Source organism: Bradyrhizobium sp. McL0615, from assembly GCF_049993905.1.
Taxonomy (GTDB): Bacteria; Pseudomonadota; Alphaproteobacteria; order Rhizobiales; family Xanthobacteraceae; genus Bradyrhizobium.
Map to the genome: position 1 here is coordinate 3,907,049 of NZ_CP188254.1, position 18,621 is coordinate 3,925,669.

Genomic DNA, 18,621 nt, shown 5'->3' on the forward strand with positions numbered 1-18,621 from the left:
GACGACATCCGTGTTGATCAAGCGGTCGGAACGCCATCGAGTTCGTGGAGGATCCGCCGCCGCGCAGGATGCGAACTCCGGCGTTGGTTCGGATCGCCGCACCTTCCTCAAGCGCTCCGGCGTCGCCGTCGGAGCGCTGGCGGCTCTCGGTAATCTGCCTCTCGACGGCTTGCGCAAGGCGCAGGCTGGTCCGCCACCTCCGGCGGGCGCGACAGTTACGACCCGGAAGAATATCTGCACCCATTGCTCGGTAGGTTGCTCGGTCATTGCCGAAGTCGCAAACGGCGTGTGGATTGGCCAGGAGCCGGACTACGACAGCCCGATCAATCGCGGTTCACATTGCTGCAAGGGGGCGGCGGTTCGGGACGACGTCCTGAGCGATCGGCGTTTGCGTTATCCGCAAAAGCTGGTGGATGGCCAGTGGAAGCGGCTTTCGTGGGATCAAGCCGTCGATGAGATCGGCGATCGGCTCCTCGATATTCGCCGGAAGGCGGGCCCGGATTCCGTCTATTGGCTTGGTTCAGCCAAGTTCACGAACGAAGCCGCCTATCTCAACCGAAAGTTTGCTGCCTTCTGGGGAACGAACAATTCCGACCATCAGGCGCGCATCTGTCACTCCACCACCGTCACGGGAGTAGCCAACACCTGGGGCTACGGTGCGATGACCAACAGCTACAATGACATCCGCAACTCAAAGACGATCTTGCTGATGGGGGGCAATCCCGCCGAGGCCCATCCCGTTTCGTTGCAGCATATTCTCGAAGGTAAGGAACTCAACCGCGCCAACCTGATCGTCGTGGACCCGCGCATGACACGAACCGCGGCGCACGCAACCGAATATGTCCGGGTGCGGCCCGGAGTGCACATTCCGACCATCTATGGGATGCTCTGGCACATTTTCGAGAACGGTTGGGAGGACAAGGAATTCATCCAACAGCGGGTCTACGGTATCGAGGATATCCGCAAAGAAGTCGCGAAATGGACGCCTGACGAGGTCGAACGCGTCACCGGCTTGCCGGAAGCCCAGGTCAAGCACATCGCCAACGTCTTCGCTCACGAGAAGCCTGCCACGCTTATCTGGGCAATGGGCCAGACCCAGTTCGCCACCGGTACTGCAAATGTTCGGGCAAGCTGTATTTTGCTGCTTGCAACCGGCAACGTGGGTCATCCCGGCGGAGGCGCCAACATTTTCCGCGGCCATACCAATGTTCAGGGTGCCACCGATCTCGGCCTCGATGTAACGACGCTGCCTCTCTATTACGGTCTTTCGGAGGAGGCATGGCAGCATTGGTGCAGGGTCTGGGAAGTCGACCTCGACTGGATGCGGTCGCGCTTCGCCAGCAAGGCGCTGATGGAGAGCCCAGGAATCCCGAGCACGCGCTGGTTCGACGCCACGTTGCTGCCGAAAGATCAGGTCAGTCAGCCCGATACATTGCAGGCCATGTTTGTGATGGGGCATGGCGTCAATACCATCACCAGGATGCCGGAAGCCGTTCGGGGAATCGAAAAGCTCGACCTGCTGGTTGTTTGCGACCCGTACCCGACGGCTTGGTCGGTGCTCTCGGAACGCAAGAACGGGACGTATCTTCTGCCGGCTTGTACGAGTTTTGAGATGGACGGCTCGCGCACCGCATCCAACCGTTCGCTGCAGTGGGGTGAGCAAGTCGTCAAGCCGATCTTCGAAACGAAGAACGATTACGATGTGATGTACCTGCTCGCGAAGAAGTTCGGCTTCGCCGACAAGATGTTCAAGAACATCAAGGTGGAAAACGGCGCAGTATCGGCTGAGGACATCTTGCGCGAGATTAACCGTGGCGGGTGGTCGACGGGGTATTGCGGTCAGTCCCCTGAGCGCCTCAAAGCCCACATCAAGAACCAGGCAAAATTCGACCTGATCACTCTCAGGGCGCCGAAGGATGATCCTGAAGTTGGCGGAGATTATTACGGTTTGCCGTGGCCGTGCTGGGGGACGCCGGAATTCAGACATCCCGGAAGCGGGTTACTGTACAACACCAACCTCCCGGTGAAGGAGGGTGGGGGGACGTTCCGTGCCCGTTTTGGCGTTGAGCGCGTGGTCAAGCGCAAGGTCATGCAGAATGGACAGGAAGTCGAGCAAGAAGAGCATGACAACCTGCTCGCCGAGGGTTCCTATTCGCTCGGCTCGGAAATCAAGGATGGTTATCCGGAGTTCACTCTCGGCGTCCTCAAGAAGCTGGGGTGGGACAAGGACCTCACCGCTTCGGAGATGCAGATCATCGAACGGGTGAACGCCGTCAATCCTGATGCCGTTTCCTGGTCGCTCGATCTTTCCGGCGGTATCCAGCGCGTGGCGATTGAGCACGGCTGCAGCCCATTTGGCAACGGCAAGGCACGTATGGTTGCCTGGAACTTGCCGGATCCAATCCCGGTGCATCGCGAAGTCATTTACACGTCGCGGCCCGATCTCGTCGGGAAATATCCAACGCGCCGGGACGGACTGCAATTTCGGGTCCCCAACATCGGTTTCTCAGTCCAGAAATCCGCTGTCGACAGGGATATCTTCAAGAAATTCCCGCTTATCCTGAGCTCGGGCCGGCTGGTCGAATACGAAGGCGGCGGCGAGGAGACTCGCTCCAACAGGTGGCTCGCCGAATTGAAGCAGGACATGTACGTCGAGATCAATCCGGCAGACGCATCCGCGCGCGGTATCCGGGACGGCGGTTGGGTCTGGGTCACCGGAGCTGAGAGCAACTCCAGGACACGGGTGAAGGCGTTTGTGACCGAGCGGGTCGGCAAGGGCGTCGCCTGGATGCCCTACCACTTTGCCGGCTGGTACCAAGGCGCTGATCTGCGCAGCAAGTATCCGAAAGGTGCAGATCCGATCGTGCTTGGCGAGAGCGTCAACACGCTCACGACCTATGGCTACGACCCGGCAACGGGCATGCAGGAACCCAAGGCAACGCTCTGCGAGATCAGGGCGGCGTGAGGGAAGAAACGATGGCTCGCGTGAAATTCCTTTGTGATGCCGACCGCTGCATCGAATGCAACGCCTGCGTGACCGCCTGCAAGAACGAGCACGAGGTGCCATGGGGCATCAATCGCCGCCGCGTCGTCACCATCAACGACGGCAAGCCCGGCGAACGCTCGGTGTCGATGGCGTGCATGCACTGCACGGACGCGCCGTGCGCCGCGGTCTGCCCGGTGGCGTGCTTCTACACGACCGCCGATGGCGTGGTGCTGCACTCCAAGGATCTCTGCATCGGTTGCGGGTATTGCTTCTACGCCTGTCCGTTCGGCGCGCCGCAATACCCGAAGGTCGGGAATTTCGGATCGCGCGGCAAGATGGACAAATGCACCTATTGCGCCGGTGGGCCGGAGGCGGATTCCACGGCGGCCGAATACGCCAAATACGGCGCCAACCGCCTCGCCGAGGGTAAACTGCCTATTTGCGCCGAAATGTGCTCGACCAAGTCACTGCTGGCGGGTGATGGCGCGATCATCGCGGAAATATACAAGGAGCGCGCGATGAAGCGCGGATATGGCTCGGGCGCATGGGGTTGGACCACCGCCTATCACGAGGGCATTGCGGTTTGAGCGCCTTGTGGCGACTGGGAGACTGACATGCGGACCAACGGGCAAATGACCATGATGAATTATCTTGCCCGCATTCGCTCGATCATCATCGTTGCGTTGACAATCCTGATAGTCGCGGCACCACCGGTGCTCGCACAGCGATTGGGCCCGGATGGCGCGCCCGACCCAACCGCGAGCGTAGCGAGCGAGCAACAGCTGCTGCAGCAATCGCCACGAATCGAGGGACATATCGCCCAGCCAAACGAGAGGGCGCGGGTTCTCATGCAGCCTGCCGGGCGGCAATGGGACTATTTCCATGAAATCATATTGCGGTGGCTCGGCGCGATCGCGATCCTCGGCATGATCGCAGCGTTGGGCGCTGCCTATCTGATCATGGGGCGGCTCCGAATTTCGAAAGGCCGTTCCGGGCGCAAGGTCCGCCGCTTTAGCCCATTCGAGCGCTTCTCCCATTGGGTGACGGCAGTATCGTTCGTGACTCTCGCCTTGACAGGGTTGAACATTACGTTCGGGAAGATCGTGCTGCTCCCAATGATCGGGCCCGAGGCGTTTAGCAGCCTTTCACAAGCCGCCAAGTATGTGCACAATTTCGTCAGTGCAGCGTTCGTTATCGGTCTCGTGCTTATCGTCGCGCTCTGGATAAAGGACAACATCCTGCGAAAAGTCGACGTCGATTGGGTCAAGCAAGGTGGCGGATTCATCAAATCGAAACACGCGCCTTCGGGTCGTTTCAATGCCGGCGAGAAGCTGGTGTTTTGGTTTGCCCTCGGCGCTGGAGTGGGCGTCATCATTTCAGGATATCTGCTGATGTTCCCGTTCTACGTTACGGATATTGCGGGCATGCAGATCGCGCAAGTCGTGCACGCCGTAATCGCCGTCCTTTTCGTTGCGGTGATCATTGCGCATATCTACATCGGCACCCTCGGAATGGAGGGCGCGTTCGAGGCGATGGCCACCGGCGATGTCGATCTCAACTGGGCAAAGGAGCATCACGATCTCTGGCTTGCCCAGGTTCTCGCAAGCAACGAACGGCAGGAGCAGCCTTGGACGACGTCCGCGGACCAACGTCATCGCTCACTGAGTTAACGGGGACGGCTGGCTGCTGGTTATGAGGCATCTGCGAAATGTCGAAGGCAGTGTTTTCGGATGATTGGCGAACATCGATGACACTTCGGGAGCGGTACGCCGAGGAGGCGATCAATTGAGATCAACAGCGCTTGCGCAGATTCCAGTTGGCGTTGTCGTCGAGCGGCGCAAGGGCAGGAGCATGTGGGTTGATTTTCTGTGGCGACCGGTCTCGGTATTTGTCGGGGTTCCGTCAGCCGCGCCCTGGACGCCGCTCGATACCGAAGCAGAAGCGACCTTGTTTTTTGCCGGCGAAGCGGTGATCGAATTGCATCGGACGGAGACAACAAATTATCGGGAAAATCTTGCGTCGGGCACGCCCACTTTGTGGGTCGCCCTGTGTCCTGTTGCGTCCGAGTGGCCATATGGGATTCTCGCCGTAACGGCTGATCCGGCGGAAGGTGAGGCGCTCACTGACGCTGGCAGCAATCTTGTCGAAGCTGTCTCGATGCCGCCCGACGTCGTAGAAGCTGTTGCTCAATTCATTGCCCAGCATCATGTCGAGCGTCCCTTTGTCAAACGTAAGCGTGATCGGCAGGCGCCTTCTGATCACAGGGGGAGAATGGGAGATGGCTGAGCCGGATAATTTCATTTTGCGCTGGGCACGGTTGAAGCGCCAGTCAGATATCGAGCGCTCGATTGAAGCTACCCGGATCGATTCAGCAATAGAGCCGAAAGAATCAGTTCCTGCTGAAGCGACCGCCGCGCAGCCCCGGATCAATGCGGCAGCCGACGAACCCTTTGATCTGTCCAGCCTGCCATCCATTGACGCGATCAGCGCCAACACCGACGTCCGGGGATTTCTGCAAAGCCGCGTGCCCAACGAATTGACGCGAGCCGCGCTGCGGAAAGCGTGGACAAGCGATCCGGCCATTCGTGGCTTTATCGGCATCGCGGAAAACCAATGGGATTTCAACGATCCGAATGCGATTCCAGGTTTTGGCCCTCTGGAGATGACAGGCAACGAAACGGCTGCTCTCACGCACGCCCTTGGTAAGCTTGAGAGCGTTTCCGAGAGATTTTTGCAATCGTCAGCATCGGACGAGCAGGGCCCTTCCTCCGCAATTGGCGATCAACACTCCGTGGTGCACGAGCGCGCACAGCAGCAGGTTGCCGAACTGCCATCGGTCGATACCAGCATTTCCAGCAATCTGAACGAAAAGCTCGGAACCGAGGACAAGTCGGAGAGCGCGCATGCAGCTGAGAATCTCGATCATTTCCGAAATCGCCGCCGTCACGGCAGTGCCTGGCCGCATTGAGTTGGGCCGTGCTGGCGTTACCGGTTGCCAAGCCCTTCATCGGTGCAGAATGCCGTCGAGTTATCAGAGTCCTGAGATTGTCGACGAGATCGATCGTGCTCGCGCACAGGAATATGCGCTGCTGGCGACCTTGCTGTCGCGCAGCCCGGATGCCGAGTTGATCTCACGGCTGACGCTTTTAAACGGCGATCCGAGCCCGATCGGGGCAGCGCACAGTGCACTTGGCGAAGCGGCAGCCCGGACGAGTGAACAGGACGCGGAACGGGAATATCTTGATCTATTTGTCGGTCTCGGAAGGGGTTTGCTCTTGCCATATGCGTCCCACTATTTGACGGGAACGCTATATGGACGTCCGCTCGCGCGACTGCGCCAGACCCTTCAGCTTCTCGGAATTGAGAAAGCCGAAAGTCGTTCGGAGCCGGAGGATCACGCCGCAATTCTATGCGAAATCATGGCCAGTCTTATTGGCGGACCTTTTGCTGGTCCGGCCGACGCTGACCGGGAATTCTTCGAGCAGCATCTGGCTCCGTGGATCAGGCGCTTCTTTGTCGATCTCGAGCAAGCTGAACCAGCCCATTTTTACGCGCGCGTGGGTTCGCTAGGGCGGATTTTCGTGGACGTTGAAAGCGAGGCCTTTGCTCGTTTGGCCTGAGCAAATGACTCACATCCGCCGCTGCGTCGATTTTCGAGTCCACGCCCTGATCACTGTTTTGGCCCGCCAAAATCCAGCGGTGGCAATTCTATCTGCGGCACCTCGATCTTGACCTTGCTGAGATCGATGTCGAGCGGCTTGTCGAGCAGCGCGGTCACCACGACCGGGAAGGCGATCACGATCGCGACCATGATGGCCTGCAGGCCGATCCAGGGCAGCGCACCCCAATAGATGTCGGAGCTCTTCACTTCCTTGGGCGCGACGCCGCGCAGATAGAACAGCGCGAAGCCGAACGGTGGATGCAAGAACGATGTCTGCATGTTGACGCAGAGCATGACGCCGAACCAGATCAGCGCGGCATCCGGTCCCACCACCGGCGCCAGCACCTTCTGCGCAATCGGCGCTACCATCGGCAGGATGATGAAGGCGATCTCGAAGAAGTCGAGGAAGAACGCCAGGAAGAAGATGAAGAGGTTGATGAAGATCAGGAAGCCCCACACGCCGCCGGGAAGCGAGGTCAGATGGTGCTCGAGCCAGACGCCGCCGGAGACGCCGAGGAACACCACCGAGAAGCAGGTCGAGCCGATCAGGATGAACACCACCATGGTGGAGAGCCGCATGGTCGACTCGTAGCCCTGCTTGATCAGGTTGCGCAGGTCCGGAATGCGGACGGCTTCGAGACAGAGCCAGACGACGGCGAGATAGACCACCGCGAAGGTCAGCTTGAACAGTTTGCCTTCGCCGATCAGGATTCCGACGATCGCACCGACGCCGGTGGCGGCGATGCCGATCAGGAGCATCTTGTGCCCCTTGTTGCTCAGATCCTTATGGTGGACCGCGGCGAGCACGATGGCTCCGATCGCGCCCATCGCGCCGGCTTCGGTCGGCGTTGCCAGGCCGAGCATCATGGTGCCGAGCACCACGAAGATCAGCACCGCGGAGGGAATGATGCCCATCAGGCATTTGCGCCAGAGCGGCCAGCCGGTCAGCGTCCGTGCTTCCTTCGGAACCGCAGGGACGTGACTTGGCTTGAATATGCCCAGCATGAACGTGTAGCCGGCGAACAGGGCGATCTGGAGCACCGACGGGCCCCAGGCGCCGAGATACATGTCGCCGACCGACTTGCCGAGCTGGTCGGCCATCACGATCAGCACCAGCGACGGCGGCACCAGCTGGGTGATGGTACCGGACGCGGCGAGCACGCCGGTGATGTATCGCACGTTGTAGCCGTAGCGCAGCATCACGGGCATCGAGATCAACGCCATGGCGATGACCTGCGCCGCCACCGTGCCGGTGATCGCGCCGAGGATGAAGCCGACGATGATGACGGAATAGCCGAGGCCGCCGCGGATCGGGCCGAACAACTGGCCCATCGAGTCCAGCATGTCTTCGGCGAGACCGCAGCGTTCCAGGATTGCGCCCATGAAGGTGAAGAAGGGAATAGCCAGCAGCAATTCGTTGGACAGCACGCTGCCGAAGATGCGGCCCGGAATGGCCTGCAGGAAGTTCATGTCGAAGAAGCCGAGATAGATCGACAGGAAGCCGAACGACAGCCCGAGCGCGGCCAGCGTGAAGGCGACCGGGAAGCCGATCAGCATGGCCAGAATCAAACCGCCGAACATTAGCGGCGGCATCATCTCCAGCGTGATCATTGGGTCGGCCTCTCATACTTCGCATCGATCACGACATAACCCTTCAGTGCAGCGATGCGCTTGATCACCTCGGAGAGCCCTTGCAACGCCAGGAATACGAAGCCCACGGGAACGACGAGCTTGATCGGCCAGCGCAGCAGGCCGCCGGCATTACTCGACGTTTCACCGACGACGTAGGCCTGCAGGAAGAACGGCCACGACAGATAGCTGAGCAGCAGGCAGGAAGGGATAAGGAAAAACAGCGTGCCAATCAGGTCGAGCTTGAGCTGACCACGCTCGGACAGCATCAGATACAGGATCTCGACCCGGACGTGCTCGTTCTTCTTGAAGGTATAGGAGGCGCCGAACATCACGAAGATGGCGAACATGTACCACTGCAATTCGAGCCAGCTGTTGGAACTGTAGCCGAACGCGTAGCGGATCATCGCGTTGGCGGCGCTCACTACGCAGGCTGCGAGCACGAGCCAGTTGCAGATGCCGCCTAATTTCTCATTGAGCCAATCGATAGAGTTGCTCAGTGCCAACAATGGGCGCATTACGCTCTCCTCGGCCGCGTCATCGAGGCGCGCCGGATGTCTTCATTGATACTGCGTTGCCATCTCGCGCCGGACGTCCGGAGCTGCGATCCTGCATCCGACGCGCAGGCTCGCTCCCGCGCGAAAAACGCGCAGACCCGCAACTCATTCGCAGATGCGATTGCAACGATAATCCTCCCCCGTCTCGCGCTACCGCCGTCTTGACTGCAACCTGTGGGGATGCAGCGGCCTGTTCCGGCCGTGCTGGCGTGAAGCAGCCGCACCATTTCAGCGCGCCGCGGCGGCGTCAATCGGAAAATGGACAAATTGACGCGGGAGTTAATTCGTTGGTTGGCCTGACGAAATCCGCGTTGGGCTGGCGCGTGAATGAGCGGCGAAATCAGCCGCCGGTGACGCTCATGTGCCGTGAAACGCTCGGGCGGTTATGCCGGCGGTCGATAATGAAGTCGTGGCCCTTCGGCTTCAGCCCGATGGCGCGATCGATCGCGGCCGACAGCATGTCGTCGTCGGCGGAAGCTCGCAACGGCCTGCGCAGATCGGAGGCATCCTCGTGGCCGAGGCAGGTATGTAGCGTGCCGGTGCAGGTGATCCGTACCCGGTTACAGGACTCGCAGAAATTATGCGTCATCGGCGTGATGAAGCCGAGCTTGCCGCCGGTCTCGGCAATGCGAACATAGCGGGCGGGGCCGCCGGTATCATCGTCGAGGTCGGTCAGCGTGTAGTGCTTGGCGAGGCGGGCGCGCAGAAGCGACAGCGGTACGTACTGATCGATCCGGCCTTCGCCGATGTCGCCCATCGGCATGACTTCGATCAACGTCAGCGCCATTCCTTTGCCGTGCGCCCATTCCATCAGCGAGGGGATTTCCTCCTCGTTCATGTTCTTCAGCGCCACCGCGTTGATCTTGACCGCAAGGCCTGCGTCGCGCGCGGCCTCGATGCCGGCCAGGACCTTGTCGAGATCGCCCCAGCGCGTGATGGCGCGGAACTTCTGTGCATCGAGTGTGTCGAGCGAAACGTTGACGCGGCGAACGCCGCAGTCGCGCAATTCGCCGGCGAAGCGCGCCAGTTGCGAAGCGTTGGTGGTCAGCGTCAGTTCATCGAGCGCGCCGCTCGAAAGATGCCGCGACAGCGAGCGCACCAGCGACATCACGTTGCGCCGGACCAGCGGTTCGCCGCCGGTGAGGCGGATCTTGCGCACGCCCTTGGCGATGAAGGCCGAGCACAGCCGGTCGAGTTCTTCCAGCGTCAGGAGATCGGCTTTCGGCAGGAAGGTCATGTCCTCGGACATGCAGTAGAAGCAGCGCAGGTCGCAGCGATCGGTCACCGACACGCGCAGATACCGGATGGTCCGGCCGAACGGATCGACCATCGGCTGGAGCCGCTGATCGGATGAAGTCAACGAGGAACCGCTCATAACCTGCCTTGCTGGTTTCGGCACGGGGCTGCCCGCGACGTCGCTGGCACAATCTAGGCAGCTTCCACGGCGTCTTCAATCCGCAACCTGCCGGAGCAGGCTGCAGCGGGATCAGCGCGTGCCGGCCTGCACCGGGGCAGGGGCAGGTGCTGCGGCCGCCTTGGGTGCTTTCGGCTTCTTCGGCCGCATCGACTTCGGCGGCGGCGCGGCCGGCTGGAGTTCTGCGAACACCGGGCTGGGCTCGATGACGGTCGTCGGCGGTGAGCTAAAATCGCCGGGATTGCGGATCACCTGGACCGGAACCGTGACCGGCTGGAATTTGGGGCTGGTGAAGGTGACGGAGAAGCCCGCGTCGGGTGCGGGCACATCGATCGAGCAGGGGGTTTTGCAGGCCGGTCCGAGCGAAGTCGTGGCATCTGCTCCCGAGGGCGTCGATTCCAGCGCAACCTTCACCAGCGGCGGCGCCGACTTGAAGGAATCAAGAGAAAACGAGGAGCAGCCGGCGAGGCTCGCTCCGGTGACGGCAATCGCAATGACACGACGCATGATCGATCACTCTGACTTGCGGCAATCCGCCACAATCCCCAGCGGCGAACCATAGGAGTGCAAGAACAAAGCTGCAACCAATCGGGGCAAAATCGTTAAGTGATGGTTAACGCTGACTATTAGCGATCCTGATACATCCAATAAATCAGATAGTTAGGTGCGAGGCGCGACCTTGCTGAGGCTTTCCACCGCCGCCGGCAGATCACGCATGTGGCCGATCAATCGGTCGGGCTTCAGTTCGGCGATCGGTACATCGGTATAGCCGAACTCGACGCCGATCACGGGAATGCCGGCCCGCCGTGCTACGCCGACGTCGGGGCCGGCGTCGCCGACCATGATGGTCGCCGCCATATCGCCGCCCGCCCGCGCCACCGTCTGCTGCAGGATGATGGGGTCAGGTTTGGAGACGCCGAACGTGTCGGCGCCGCAGATCGCGGCAAAACGTCCGCTCAGGCCCAATTGTTCGAGCAGCCGCTTCGACAGCCATTCCAGCTTGTTGGTGCACACCGCGAAGCGGCAGCCCTGCGCCGCAAGCTCATCGAGGGCGGCTTCCAGCCCCTCGAACGGCCGCGAGGCGTCGGCGATGTGGGCGGCGTAATAGTCGATGAAATCCTTTGTCAGCCGGTTGACGTCTTCGACGCCCATCATGCGGCCTTCCAGCTCGAGCCCGCGCTCGATCAGCTTGCGGGCGCCGGCGCCGATCATGTTGCGCGCCGATTGCAGCGGCACCGGCGGCAGGCCTTCGCGGTCGAGCACGAAATTGAGCGCGGCGATCAGGTCGGGCGCGGTGTCGACGAGGGTGCCGTCGAGATCGAAGACAACAGTGCGGGGAAGGGTCATGGGAATTCGCTAGCGGCAGGCAAAGCATCATGCAAGTAGGGAAGTTCAAATCCGGGAGGAACCGCCATGCGAGAGTTTGCCGGCAAGACGGCCTTTGTGACCGGCGGAGCCGCAGGCATCGGCCTTGCGCTGGGCCGCGCATTTGCCCGGTCCGGCATGAAAGTGATGCTGGCCGATATCGAGGCCGATGCGCTGCAGGCCGCCGTCAAGAGCCTGCAGGAAATCTCTCCCGACATACGCGGCACCATCTGTGATGTAGCCGACGCGGAAAGCGTCGAACGCGCGGCGCAGGAAACATTCGATGCCTTCGGGAATGTGCATGTGGTCTGTAACAATGCCGGTGTCGCTGCCGGCGGCGGCATCGACCACATCTCGCTGGATAATTGGCGATGGGTCATCGACGTCAATCTGATGGGCGTGCTTCACGGCATCAAAAGTTTTCTGCCGCACATCCGCGCGCATGGCGAAGGCGGTCATATCGTCAACACCGCATCGATGGCGGGGATGCAGGGCGGACTGGGATTCAGCCCGTACGGGGCGAGCAAATTTGCCGTGGTCAGCATGTCGGAGGGACTTGGCCTTCAGCTCAAGCCGCATGGCATCGGCGTCAGCGTCCTGTGTCCAAGCTATGTGCGCACGCGCATCGGCGAGAGCGGGCGCAACCGGCCCGAGCGCTACGGCCAGTCGAGGCCGCTCGACCCCGCCAGTCCGGCGGCGGCCATGGTGGCCGAGATCGCAAGGCAGCTGGAGGCGGGGCTTGAGCCCGACGCGGTCGCCGCGCGCGTGCTCGCTGCGATCCGGGATGATGAGCTCTATATTTTCACCCATCCCGGCATGCGGGCCGAGGTCGAGGCGCGTTTCGCCGCCATTTTGGCCGCGATGGACCGGGTTTCACCCCCATAATCCTGCTCACGCAAGACCTTAAGTGCTGTTCCCAAGGCCCAAACGACGCTAGACATGCGCCCGCGGATCGGCGGATTTCGGAAGGTTCTCGGCACGTGGATATGGACGGACTTAAGCGGCAGGCGGCGGCGAAAGCACTGGAGCACGTCAGGGATGGCATGAAGCTCGGGCTCGGCACCGGCTCGACCGCCAGGCATTTTGTTGAACTGCTCGGCGAGAAGGTTGCGGGCGGGATGAAAGTGGTGGGCGTGCCCACCTCTGAAGCGACCCGCGCCCAGGCCGAAGCGTGCAAAATTCCGCTGACCACGCTCGATGCGATCGATCGGCTCGATATCACCGTCGACGGCGCCGACGAGGTCGATGGCGCGCTCAACCTGATCAAGGGCGGCGGCGGCGCGCTGTTGCGGGAGAAGATCGTAGCGGCGGCCTCTGATCGCATGATCGTGATTGCCGACGAAACCAAATGGGTCGATGTTCTCGGCCGTTTTCCCCTACCTGTAGAGGTGATTCCGTTCGGGCTGGCTGCCACCCAGCGGGCCATAGCCACGGCATTTGCCCAAAGCGGCGTTTCCGGGCAAATGGGGCTCCGCAAGGGCAAGGACGGCCACGTTTTTGTCACCGATGGCGGCCACTGGATTGTCGATGCTCATCTGGAACGCATCACGGATGCGCCGCGTCTGGCGGGCCTGTTGAGCCTGATCCCGGGTGTCGTCGAACACGGGTTGTTCATTGGCCTGGCCAGTATCGCCGTCCTGGCGGGTGCTCAGGGAATTCGCGTAGTTGAACGGCGGTAACGCCGGTAATCGAGGAGAATCGGAATGAAGAGCCTTTCACGGATTTTGTCGGCGGCCGGCCTTGCAATGGGACTGGCCCTGACCGCCGTTCCGGCCGAGGCGCAGCAGAAGAACGCGCCCGCAGCGCCCGCGGCCACGCCACTCAAGCAGGCTTCGCCGGCAGCGCTCGCCGCCGCCAAGGAAATCCTGACGATGAAGAACGCGAGCGCGATGTACGCCAACGCCGTTCCCAATCTCGTCCAGCAGACCAAGAACGTCCTGTTGCAGAGTAATCTGAACTACCAGAAGGACCTCAACGAGGTCGCCGAGATCGTGGCCAAGAATCTTGCGGGCCGCGAAAAGGAAATCGGCGACGGCATGGCTCAGGTCTACGCCAACGAGTTCTCCGAGCAGGAGCTGAAGGATCTCGTCAACTTCTACAAGTCGCCGCTCGGCCAGAAGCTGCTCGCGAGCGAGCCGCGCGCCATCCAGTTCAGCATGTCCTATATGAACCAGTGGGCGCAGCAATTTGCCGAAGTCATCAACGGCCAGTTCCGCGCCGAGATGAAGAAGCGCGGCAAGGATATCTGATCGAAATAAGAGGCGACTTCGGGCGGGGTTGATATGGCTGAGTTCGACGTCGATCTGTTCGTCATCGGCGGTGGTTCGGGCGGCGTTCGCGCCGCCCGCATCGCAGCCAACCATGGCGCCAGGGTCATGGTCGCCGAGGAATACCGGATGGGCGGCACCTGCGTGATCCGCGGTTGCGTGCCGAAAAAGCTGTTCGTGATGGGCTCCCACGTCCGCCACGAGATCGCGGACGCCGCCGGTTTCGGTTGGACCATCCCGGACGTATCCTTCGACTGGCCGACACTGGTCGCCAACAAGGACAAGGAGATCGCGCGTCTCGAAGGCATCTACGCCGCCAATGTCGAGAAGACAGGCGCGCGCATTGTAAAAACCCGCGCGGTTTTGGAAGACGCCCATACGCTGCGGCTGATGACCGGCGAGAAGGTCACCGCGAAATACATTCTGATCTCGACCGGCGGCGCGCCGAACCACGGCCGCGAGATCCCCGGCATCGAGCACGTGATTTCCTCCAACGAGGCGTTCCATCTCACCGAGCTGCCGAAGCGCATCGTGATCCAGGGCGGCGGCTATATCGCGCTGGAATTCGCCGGGATCTTTGCCGGCTTCGGCTCCGACGTGACCGTGGTCTATCGCGGCGACAACATTTTGCGCGGTTTCGACGAGGATGTCCGCAAGCACGTGCGCGCCGAGATGGAGAAGCAGGGCATCACCATCATCACCGGCTGCACCATCGACAAGGTGGACAGGCACGGCAACGAATTCACTACGCATTTGTCGAGCGGTTCGAGCATTGCCTCGGAGAAGGTGATGTTCGCGATCGGCCGCCACCCGAACGTCGCAAATCTCGGGCTTGAGAGGGCCGGCGTCGCCATCAACCCGGCCAACGGCGGCATCGCCGTCGATGGCTGGTCGAAGACCTCGGTCGACAACATCTATGCGATCGGCGATGTCACCCACCGCATCAATCTGACGCCGGTGGCGATCCGCGAGGGTCACGCCTTCGCCGACACCGTGTTCGGCAAGCGCCCCGTCCAGGTCGACCACGCCACCATCCCGACCGCGGTGTTCTCTCAGCCTGAGGTCGGCACGGTCGGCCTGACCGAAGCCGAAGCCCGCGCAGAATTCAGTCACGTCGACATCTACAAGGCCGATTTCCGCCCGATCAAGGCGACGATGTCCGGCCGCGACACCCGCGTGCTGATGAAGCTCGTGGTCGACGGCACGACGGATCGTGTCCTCGGCTGTCACATCGTCGGCGACACCGCCGCCGAAATCGTCCAGGCGGTCGCGATCGCCGTGAAGATGAAAGCGACCAAAGCCGATTTCGACGCGACGATCGCGCTGCATCCGACAGCCGCCGAAGAGCTGGTGACCATGCGGACGCCGACGGCGCGGCACGTGAGACAGGCGGCGGAGTAGGGCCCGCCCGTAGCCCGGATGAGCGAAGCGACATCCGGGTTTGTCCTCTCCCGCTTCGCTCATGCGGGCTACGCTCTACTTGCTGGGTGAACCATGGAAGACCGACTGCTTGGCGCCGGGCGGTTGTTTGCAAGCCATTACCAGATCGTCGTGTGCGATGATCCCTCCGCTGCGATCGGCGATGATGCAAACTGGAGTAAGGATAAGTCCGCCAGAGGTTTTGCCGGCACGCCGACATTTCGGATGATTGGCACGGAGGCAGACCTGAACGATCATTGGGTCGAACTCGTGGCGACAAGCAAGCCGCCTTCATCCGATGAGTGGCAGCGGATTACATGTGTGCACTTTTCGTCCAGGAGTGGAAAAATCCACGTGATGTCCGTGGTCGACGATCAGCCGTTGCTATCTGAGGAAATCGAGCCTGGCGATTACGGGATCTATGTCGCGGCGCAGAATCTCGGTATTGACCAGCTAAGTCTCGGCGAAAGCGAAAAGCTTACCGATTCCGAAATTTCGGTGCGCAAGGACATCGAGTGGTATCGACTGTTTGTTGTACCCGGCAAGCCCGAGACGGAAGGACGTCTCATAGATCGCCCGGTCCCATCGAGTCCTGGAGCGGCATAGCCCGGATGAGCGAGGCGAGATCGGGGGTAGCCCGTCCTGCATGTCGCTCTCGCTTGTGCGGGTTACGCGACTGAACAAATTGCGGCCAGGCGCGTTGATGCGGATGGCGAAACCTGGATCATCATCTGCCGGACCGATGCGAACGCAACCGCTGGCGCGTGATTCGATCCAGCCGACCCAGCCTCTTATGCCATCGGCGGGCAGGGAAACGAAGTTGCAGGACCGCCCGTCGCGAACGAGTCCGTCGAGAGCGGGACAAGTCGACGCTGCAAAAGCGAAAATTTCTCGCCGAAATTCGCTCCGAAAGCAGCGCGACGCGCTGAAGAACTAGGGGCCGAGCCCAGCAGTCAATTTCGCGAGTCGATCTCGCGATCGAAATTGCGAAGATAGGACAGCCCGTGCACCGTCAGCCGGTGCGGGTCTTTTTCACCTTCAAGATAGATCTTCATCAGGTGCTTCGAGAGGCGCTCCCTCGTACCTTTCGTGGCGGAACGATCGGCGAGGGTTTCATAGATGCTTAGCGCGCGGTCAACAGGAAGCGTGTTCATAGGCGTATCTCGTCGGCTGTATTGGAATGTTCAAAGAGGTAAGGCTCCCTTTCCTTGATTGTTCCGATATTAAGTACAGGGCTGTGCTGCAATTTTAAGCGGGGCCGACTAGGCGCGCGCTTCGTGCCTCGTTCGGGGATAGGGGTGTCCGGCCACGGGAGCGCCCTGGTATTGGCCCCTGACGGACTACCGATGCCCGCCGCGCTCTGCTAACGATGTAACCCGGCCTTCAAGAACGGAGTTACACGAACAATGATTGAGCAAATCGGTATCGTAGGCGCGGGCACGATGGGTAACGGGATCGCGCAGGTGTGTGCCGCCGCCGGTCTTCCCGTCGTCATGACCGACATCTCGGATGCCGCGCTCACCCGCGGCATGTCGTTCGTGTCCAACAGCCTGGAGCGGCTGGTCAACAAGCAGAAGATGACCGATGCGGACCGGCAGGCCGCGCTGGCGCGGATCACGACGAGCACGGACACGGCAAAATTTTCCACCTGCGATCTCGTGATCGAGGCGGCGACCGAGAACGAAGACTTGAAGGTCAAGATCCTGAAGGATCTCTGCACGAAACTGCAGCCGCGGGCGCTGCTCGCCACCAACACCTCCTCGATCTCCATCACCAAGCTCGCCGCGGCCACCGACCGGCCGGACCGCTTCATCGGCCTGCATTTCTTCAATCCGGTGCCGCTGATGGCGCTGTTGGAATTGATCCGCGGTTTGCAGACGTCGGACGATACGCATGCCAAGGCGGAAGCGTTTTCGAAACGGATCGGCAAGGTATCCATCACGGCGAAGAACAGCCCAGGCTTTGCGGTCAACCGCATCCTCTGCCCGATGATCAACGAGGCGATCTTCGCGCTGCAGGAAGGCATCGCCACGGCGGAAGACCTCGACGCCGGCATGAAGCTCGGCTGCAATCACCCGATCGGCCCGCTCGCGCTGGCTGACATGATCGGCTTGGACACGATGCTGTCGGTGATGGAGGTCTTCTATGAGGGCTTCAACGACCCGAAATATCGCCCCGCGCCGTTGCTGAAGGAAATGGTCGCCGCCGGCCATCTCGGCCGCAAGACCGGGCAGGGGTTTTATAGCTACGGGAAGTAAGGCTGCGTGTTGGTAGGGTGGGCAAAGGAGCGCAGCGACGTGCCCACCGTCTATCCGCCCGCGGGAATGGTGGGCTCGCTTCGCTCAGCCCACCCTACGAACTGAGGTAAATCATGCGAATTGCGGTGGTTGGCGCGGGCGGCGTCGGAGGTGGCTTCGGTGCGGCGCTGGCAAAAGCCGGCGCCGATGTCACGTTCATCGCGCGGGGCGCGCATCTCGCCGCCATGAAGCGCGACGGATTGAAAGTTCAAAGCCCGCGCGGCGACACCCATCTCGTGCCGACGCAGGCAACCGACAATCCCGCCGAAATCGGCCCTGTCGATATCGTGCTGTTCTGCGTGAAGCTGTGGGACGTCGAAAGCGCGGGCGAAGCGATCAAGCCGCTGGTTGGCTCCGGCACCGCGGTCATCCCGCTGCAGAACGGCATCGACGCGGCCGAGCGGCTGCTGCCGATCCTGGGGCGCAACGCCGTCATGGGCGGCGTCGCGCAAATCAGCGCGTCGATCGTCGCGCCCGGCGTGATCCAGCAGGTCGGCACCTTCATGCGCATGATCTTCGGCGAACTCGATGGCAAGCGCAGCCAACGGGGGGAGGATTTTCTCGCGCTCTGCCAGAAGGCCGGCTTCGACGCGACCTTGAGCGAGCAGATCGTTACCGAACTCTGGATGAAGTTCATCCTGCTCGCGACCAATGCCGGGATCACGGCGGCGACGCGGCGGCCGCTCGGCGAATTGAGGGACGATCCCGACATTCGTCCGGTGATGCTGGCCGCGTTGCGGGAAGTGTTCGCAGTCGGCAAGGCAAAGGGCGTGGCGCTGCCGGCTGACGCGGTGGACAAGATTCTCGATTTCATCGGCCATGCGCCGCCGGCCATGAAGGCGTCGATGGCGCTCGATCTCGATCGCGGCAACCGCCTCGAACTGCCCTGGCTCAACGGCAAGGTCGTGGAGCTCGGGCGTCAGCTTGGCGTTCCGACACCCACGCACGGAATGATGTACGCGATGCTGAAGCCCTATGTCATGGGCACGCCCGGCTAGGCACTGTTTCGCATCTGGAAACAGCGTC

The 18,621-nt window shown here is 61.4% G+C and carries 19 protein-coding genes; 13 read left to right on the plus strand and 6 right to left on the minus strand.

Annotated features, from left to right (window positions below):
* Positions 1–10 precede the first annotated feature (10 nt).
* The 6 genes from ACPPVP_RS18385 (at position 11) to ACPPVP_RS18410 (ending at position 6,606) form a co-directional block, all read left to right on the plus strand.
* A complete protein-coding gene (locus ACPPVP_RS18385) occupies positions 11–2,965 on the plus strand; it encodes a formate dehydrogenase subunit alpha (protein ID WP_426536746.1) in 2,955 nt (984 codons plus the stop codon).
* A gap of 11 nt (positions 2,966–2,976) precedes the next feature.
* The gene (fdh3B, locus tag ACPPVP_RS18390; protein ID WP_426536748.1) at positions 2,977–3,573 is read left to right on the plus strand and encodes a formate dehydrogenase FDH3 subunit beta; all 597 of its coding nucleotides are present in this window, start codon (positions 2,977–2,979) and stop codon (positions 3,571–3,573) included.
* Between the two features lie 51 nt (positions 3,574–3,624).
* The gene (locus ACPPVP_RS18395; protein ID WP_426537921.1) at positions 3,625–4,656 is read left to right on the plus strand and encodes a formate dehydrogenase subunit gamma; all 1,032 of its coding nucleotides are present in this window, start codon (positions 3,625–3,627) and stop codon (positions 4,654–4,656) included.
* Between the two features lie 115 nt (positions 4,657–4,771).
* Positions 4,772–5,272 (plus strand): DUF3305 domain-containing protein, encoded by a 501-nt coding sequence (locus ACPPVP_RS18400; protein WP_426536750.1) that lies wholly within the window; start codon positions 4,772–4,774, stop codon positions 5,270–5,272.
* Positions 5,265–5,954 (plus strand): DUF3306 domain-containing protein, encoded by a 690-nt coding sequence (locus ACPPVP_RS18405; RefSeq protein WP_426536752.1) that lies wholly within the window; start codon positions 5,265–5,267, stop codon positions 5,952–5,954. The genes ACPPVP_RS18400 and ACPPVP_RS18405 overlap by 8 nt, the downstream gene beginning before the upstream one ends.
* A complete protein-coding gene (locus ACPPVP_RS18410) occupies positions 5,890–6,606 on the plus strand; it encodes a TorD/DmsD family molecular chaperone (protein WP_426536754.1) in 717 nt (238 codons plus the stop codon). Before ACPPVP_RS18405 ends, ACPPVP_RS18410 begins: the two co-directional genes overlap by 65 nt.
* A 50-nt stretch (positions 6,607–6,656) precedes the next feature.
* On the opposite strand, the gene ACPPVP_RS18415 is transcribed toward ACPPVP_RS18410, so the two are convergent.
* The 5 genes from ACPPVP_RS18415 to gph form a co-directional block, all read right to left on the minus strand.
* Positions 6,657–8,258: a TRAP transporter large permease gene (locus ACPPVP_RS18415; protein ID WP_426536756.1), complete on the minus strand. Its 1,602-nt coding sequence runs from the start codon at positions 8,256–8,258 to the stop codon at positions 6,657–6,659.
* Positions 8,255–8,794, minus strand: coding sequence for a TRAP transporter small permease subunit (locus ACPPVP_RS18420; protein ID WP_426536758.1), 540 nt, complete (start codon positions 8,792–8,794; stop codon positions 8,255–8,257). Before ACPPVP_RS18420 ends, ACPPVP_RS18415 begins: the two co-directional genes overlap by 4 nt.
* A gap of 379 nt (positions 8,795–9,173) precedes the next feature.
* Positions 9,174–10,208 (minus strand): GTP 3',8-cyclase MoaA, encoded by a 1,035-nt coding sequence (gene moaA / locus ACPPVP_RS18425; protein WP_426536760.1) that lies wholly within the window; start codon positions 10,206–10,208, stop codon positions 9,174–9,176.
* A gap of 111 nt (positions 10,209–10,319) precedes the next feature.
* Entirely contained in the window at positions 10,320–10,754 is a 435-nt protein-coding gene (locus ACPPVP_RS18430) for a hypothetical protein (RefSeq protein WP_426536762.1), read from the minus strand.
* A gap of 153 nt (positions 10,755–10,907) precedes the next feature.
* Positions 10,908–11,594 (minus strand): phosphoglycolate phosphatase, encoded by a 687-nt coding sequence (gene gph / locus ACPPVP_RS18435; RefSeq protein ID WP_426536764.1) that lies wholly within the window; start codon positions 11,592–11,594, stop codon positions 10,908–10,910.
* A 66-nt stretch (positions 11,595–11,660) separates the two neighbouring features.
* On the opposite strand from gph, the gene ACPPVP_RS18440 reads away from it, so the two are divergent.
* The 5 genes from ACPPVP_RS18440 to ACPPVP_RS18460 all read left to right on the plus strand — a co-directional run bounded on the left by ACPPVP_RS18440 (position 11,661) and on the right by ACPPVP_RS18460 (position 15,904).
* On the plus strand, positions 11,661–12,497 hold the full coding sequence (locus ACPPVP_RS18440; protein WP_426536766.1) for an SDR family NAD(P)-dependent oxidoreductase: 837 nt from the start codon (positions 11,661–11,663) through the stop codon (positions 12,495–12,497).
* Positions 12,498–12,592: 95 nt separating this feature from the next.
* Positions 12,593–13,291 (plus strand): ribose-5-phosphate isomerase RpiA, encoded by a 699-nt coding sequence (gene rpiA / locus ACPPVP_RS18445; RefSeq protein ID WP_426536768.1) that lies wholly within the window; start codon positions 12,593–12,595, stop codon positions 13,289–13,291.
* 24 nt (positions 13,292–13,315) lie between these two features.
* Positions 13,316–13,861 (plus strand): DUF2059 domain-containing protein, encoded by a 546-nt coding sequence (locus tag ACPPVP_RS18450; RefSeq protein ID WP_426536770.1) that lies wholly within the window; start codon positions 13,316–13,318, stop codon positions 13,859–13,861.
* Between the two features lie 33 nt (positions 13,862–13,894).
* Positions 13,895–15,280, plus strand: coding sequence for a glutathione-disulfide reductase (gor, locus tag ACPPVP_RS18455; RefSeq protein WP_426536772.1), 1,386 nt, complete (start codon positions 13,895–13,897; stop codon positions 15,278–15,280).
* 93 nt (positions 15,281–15,373) lie between these two features.
* A complete protein-coding gene (locus ACPPVP_RS18460) occupies positions 15,374–15,904 on the plus strand; it encodes a hypothetical protein (RefSeq protein ID WP_426536774.1) in 531 nt (176 codons plus the stop codon).
* A gap of 347 nt (positions 15,905–16,251) precedes the next feature.
* Here ACPPVP_RS18460 and ACPPVP_RS18465 read toward each other — a convergent pair whose 3' ends face one another.
* Positions 16,252–16,452 (minus strand): hypothetical protein, encoded by a 201-nt coding sequence (locus ACPPVP_RS18465; protein WP_426536776.1) that lies wholly within the window; start codon positions 16,450–16,452, stop codon positions 16,252–16,254.
* Positions 16,453–16,704: 252 nt separating this feature from the next.
* Here ACPPVP_RS18465 and ACPPVP_RS18470 point away from each other — a divergent pair, with 252 nt between their 5' ends.
* Both ACPPVP_RS18470 and ACPPVP_RS18475 read left to right on the plus strand, forming a co-directional pair.
* A complete protein-coding gene (locus ACPPVP_RS18470) occupies positions 16,705–17,556 on the plus strand; it encodes a 3-hydroxybutyryl-CoA dehydrogenase (protein ID WP_426536778.1) in 852 nt (283 codons plus the stop codon).
* A gap of 113 nt (positions 17,557–17,669) precedes the next feature.
* A complete protein-coding gene (locus ACPPVP_RS18475; protein ID WP_426536780.1) occupies positions 17,670–18,593 on the plus strand; it encodes a 2-dehydropantoate 2-reductase in 924 nt (307 codons plus the stop codon).
* The last annotated feature ends 28 nt before the right edge of the window (positions 18,594–18,621 follow it).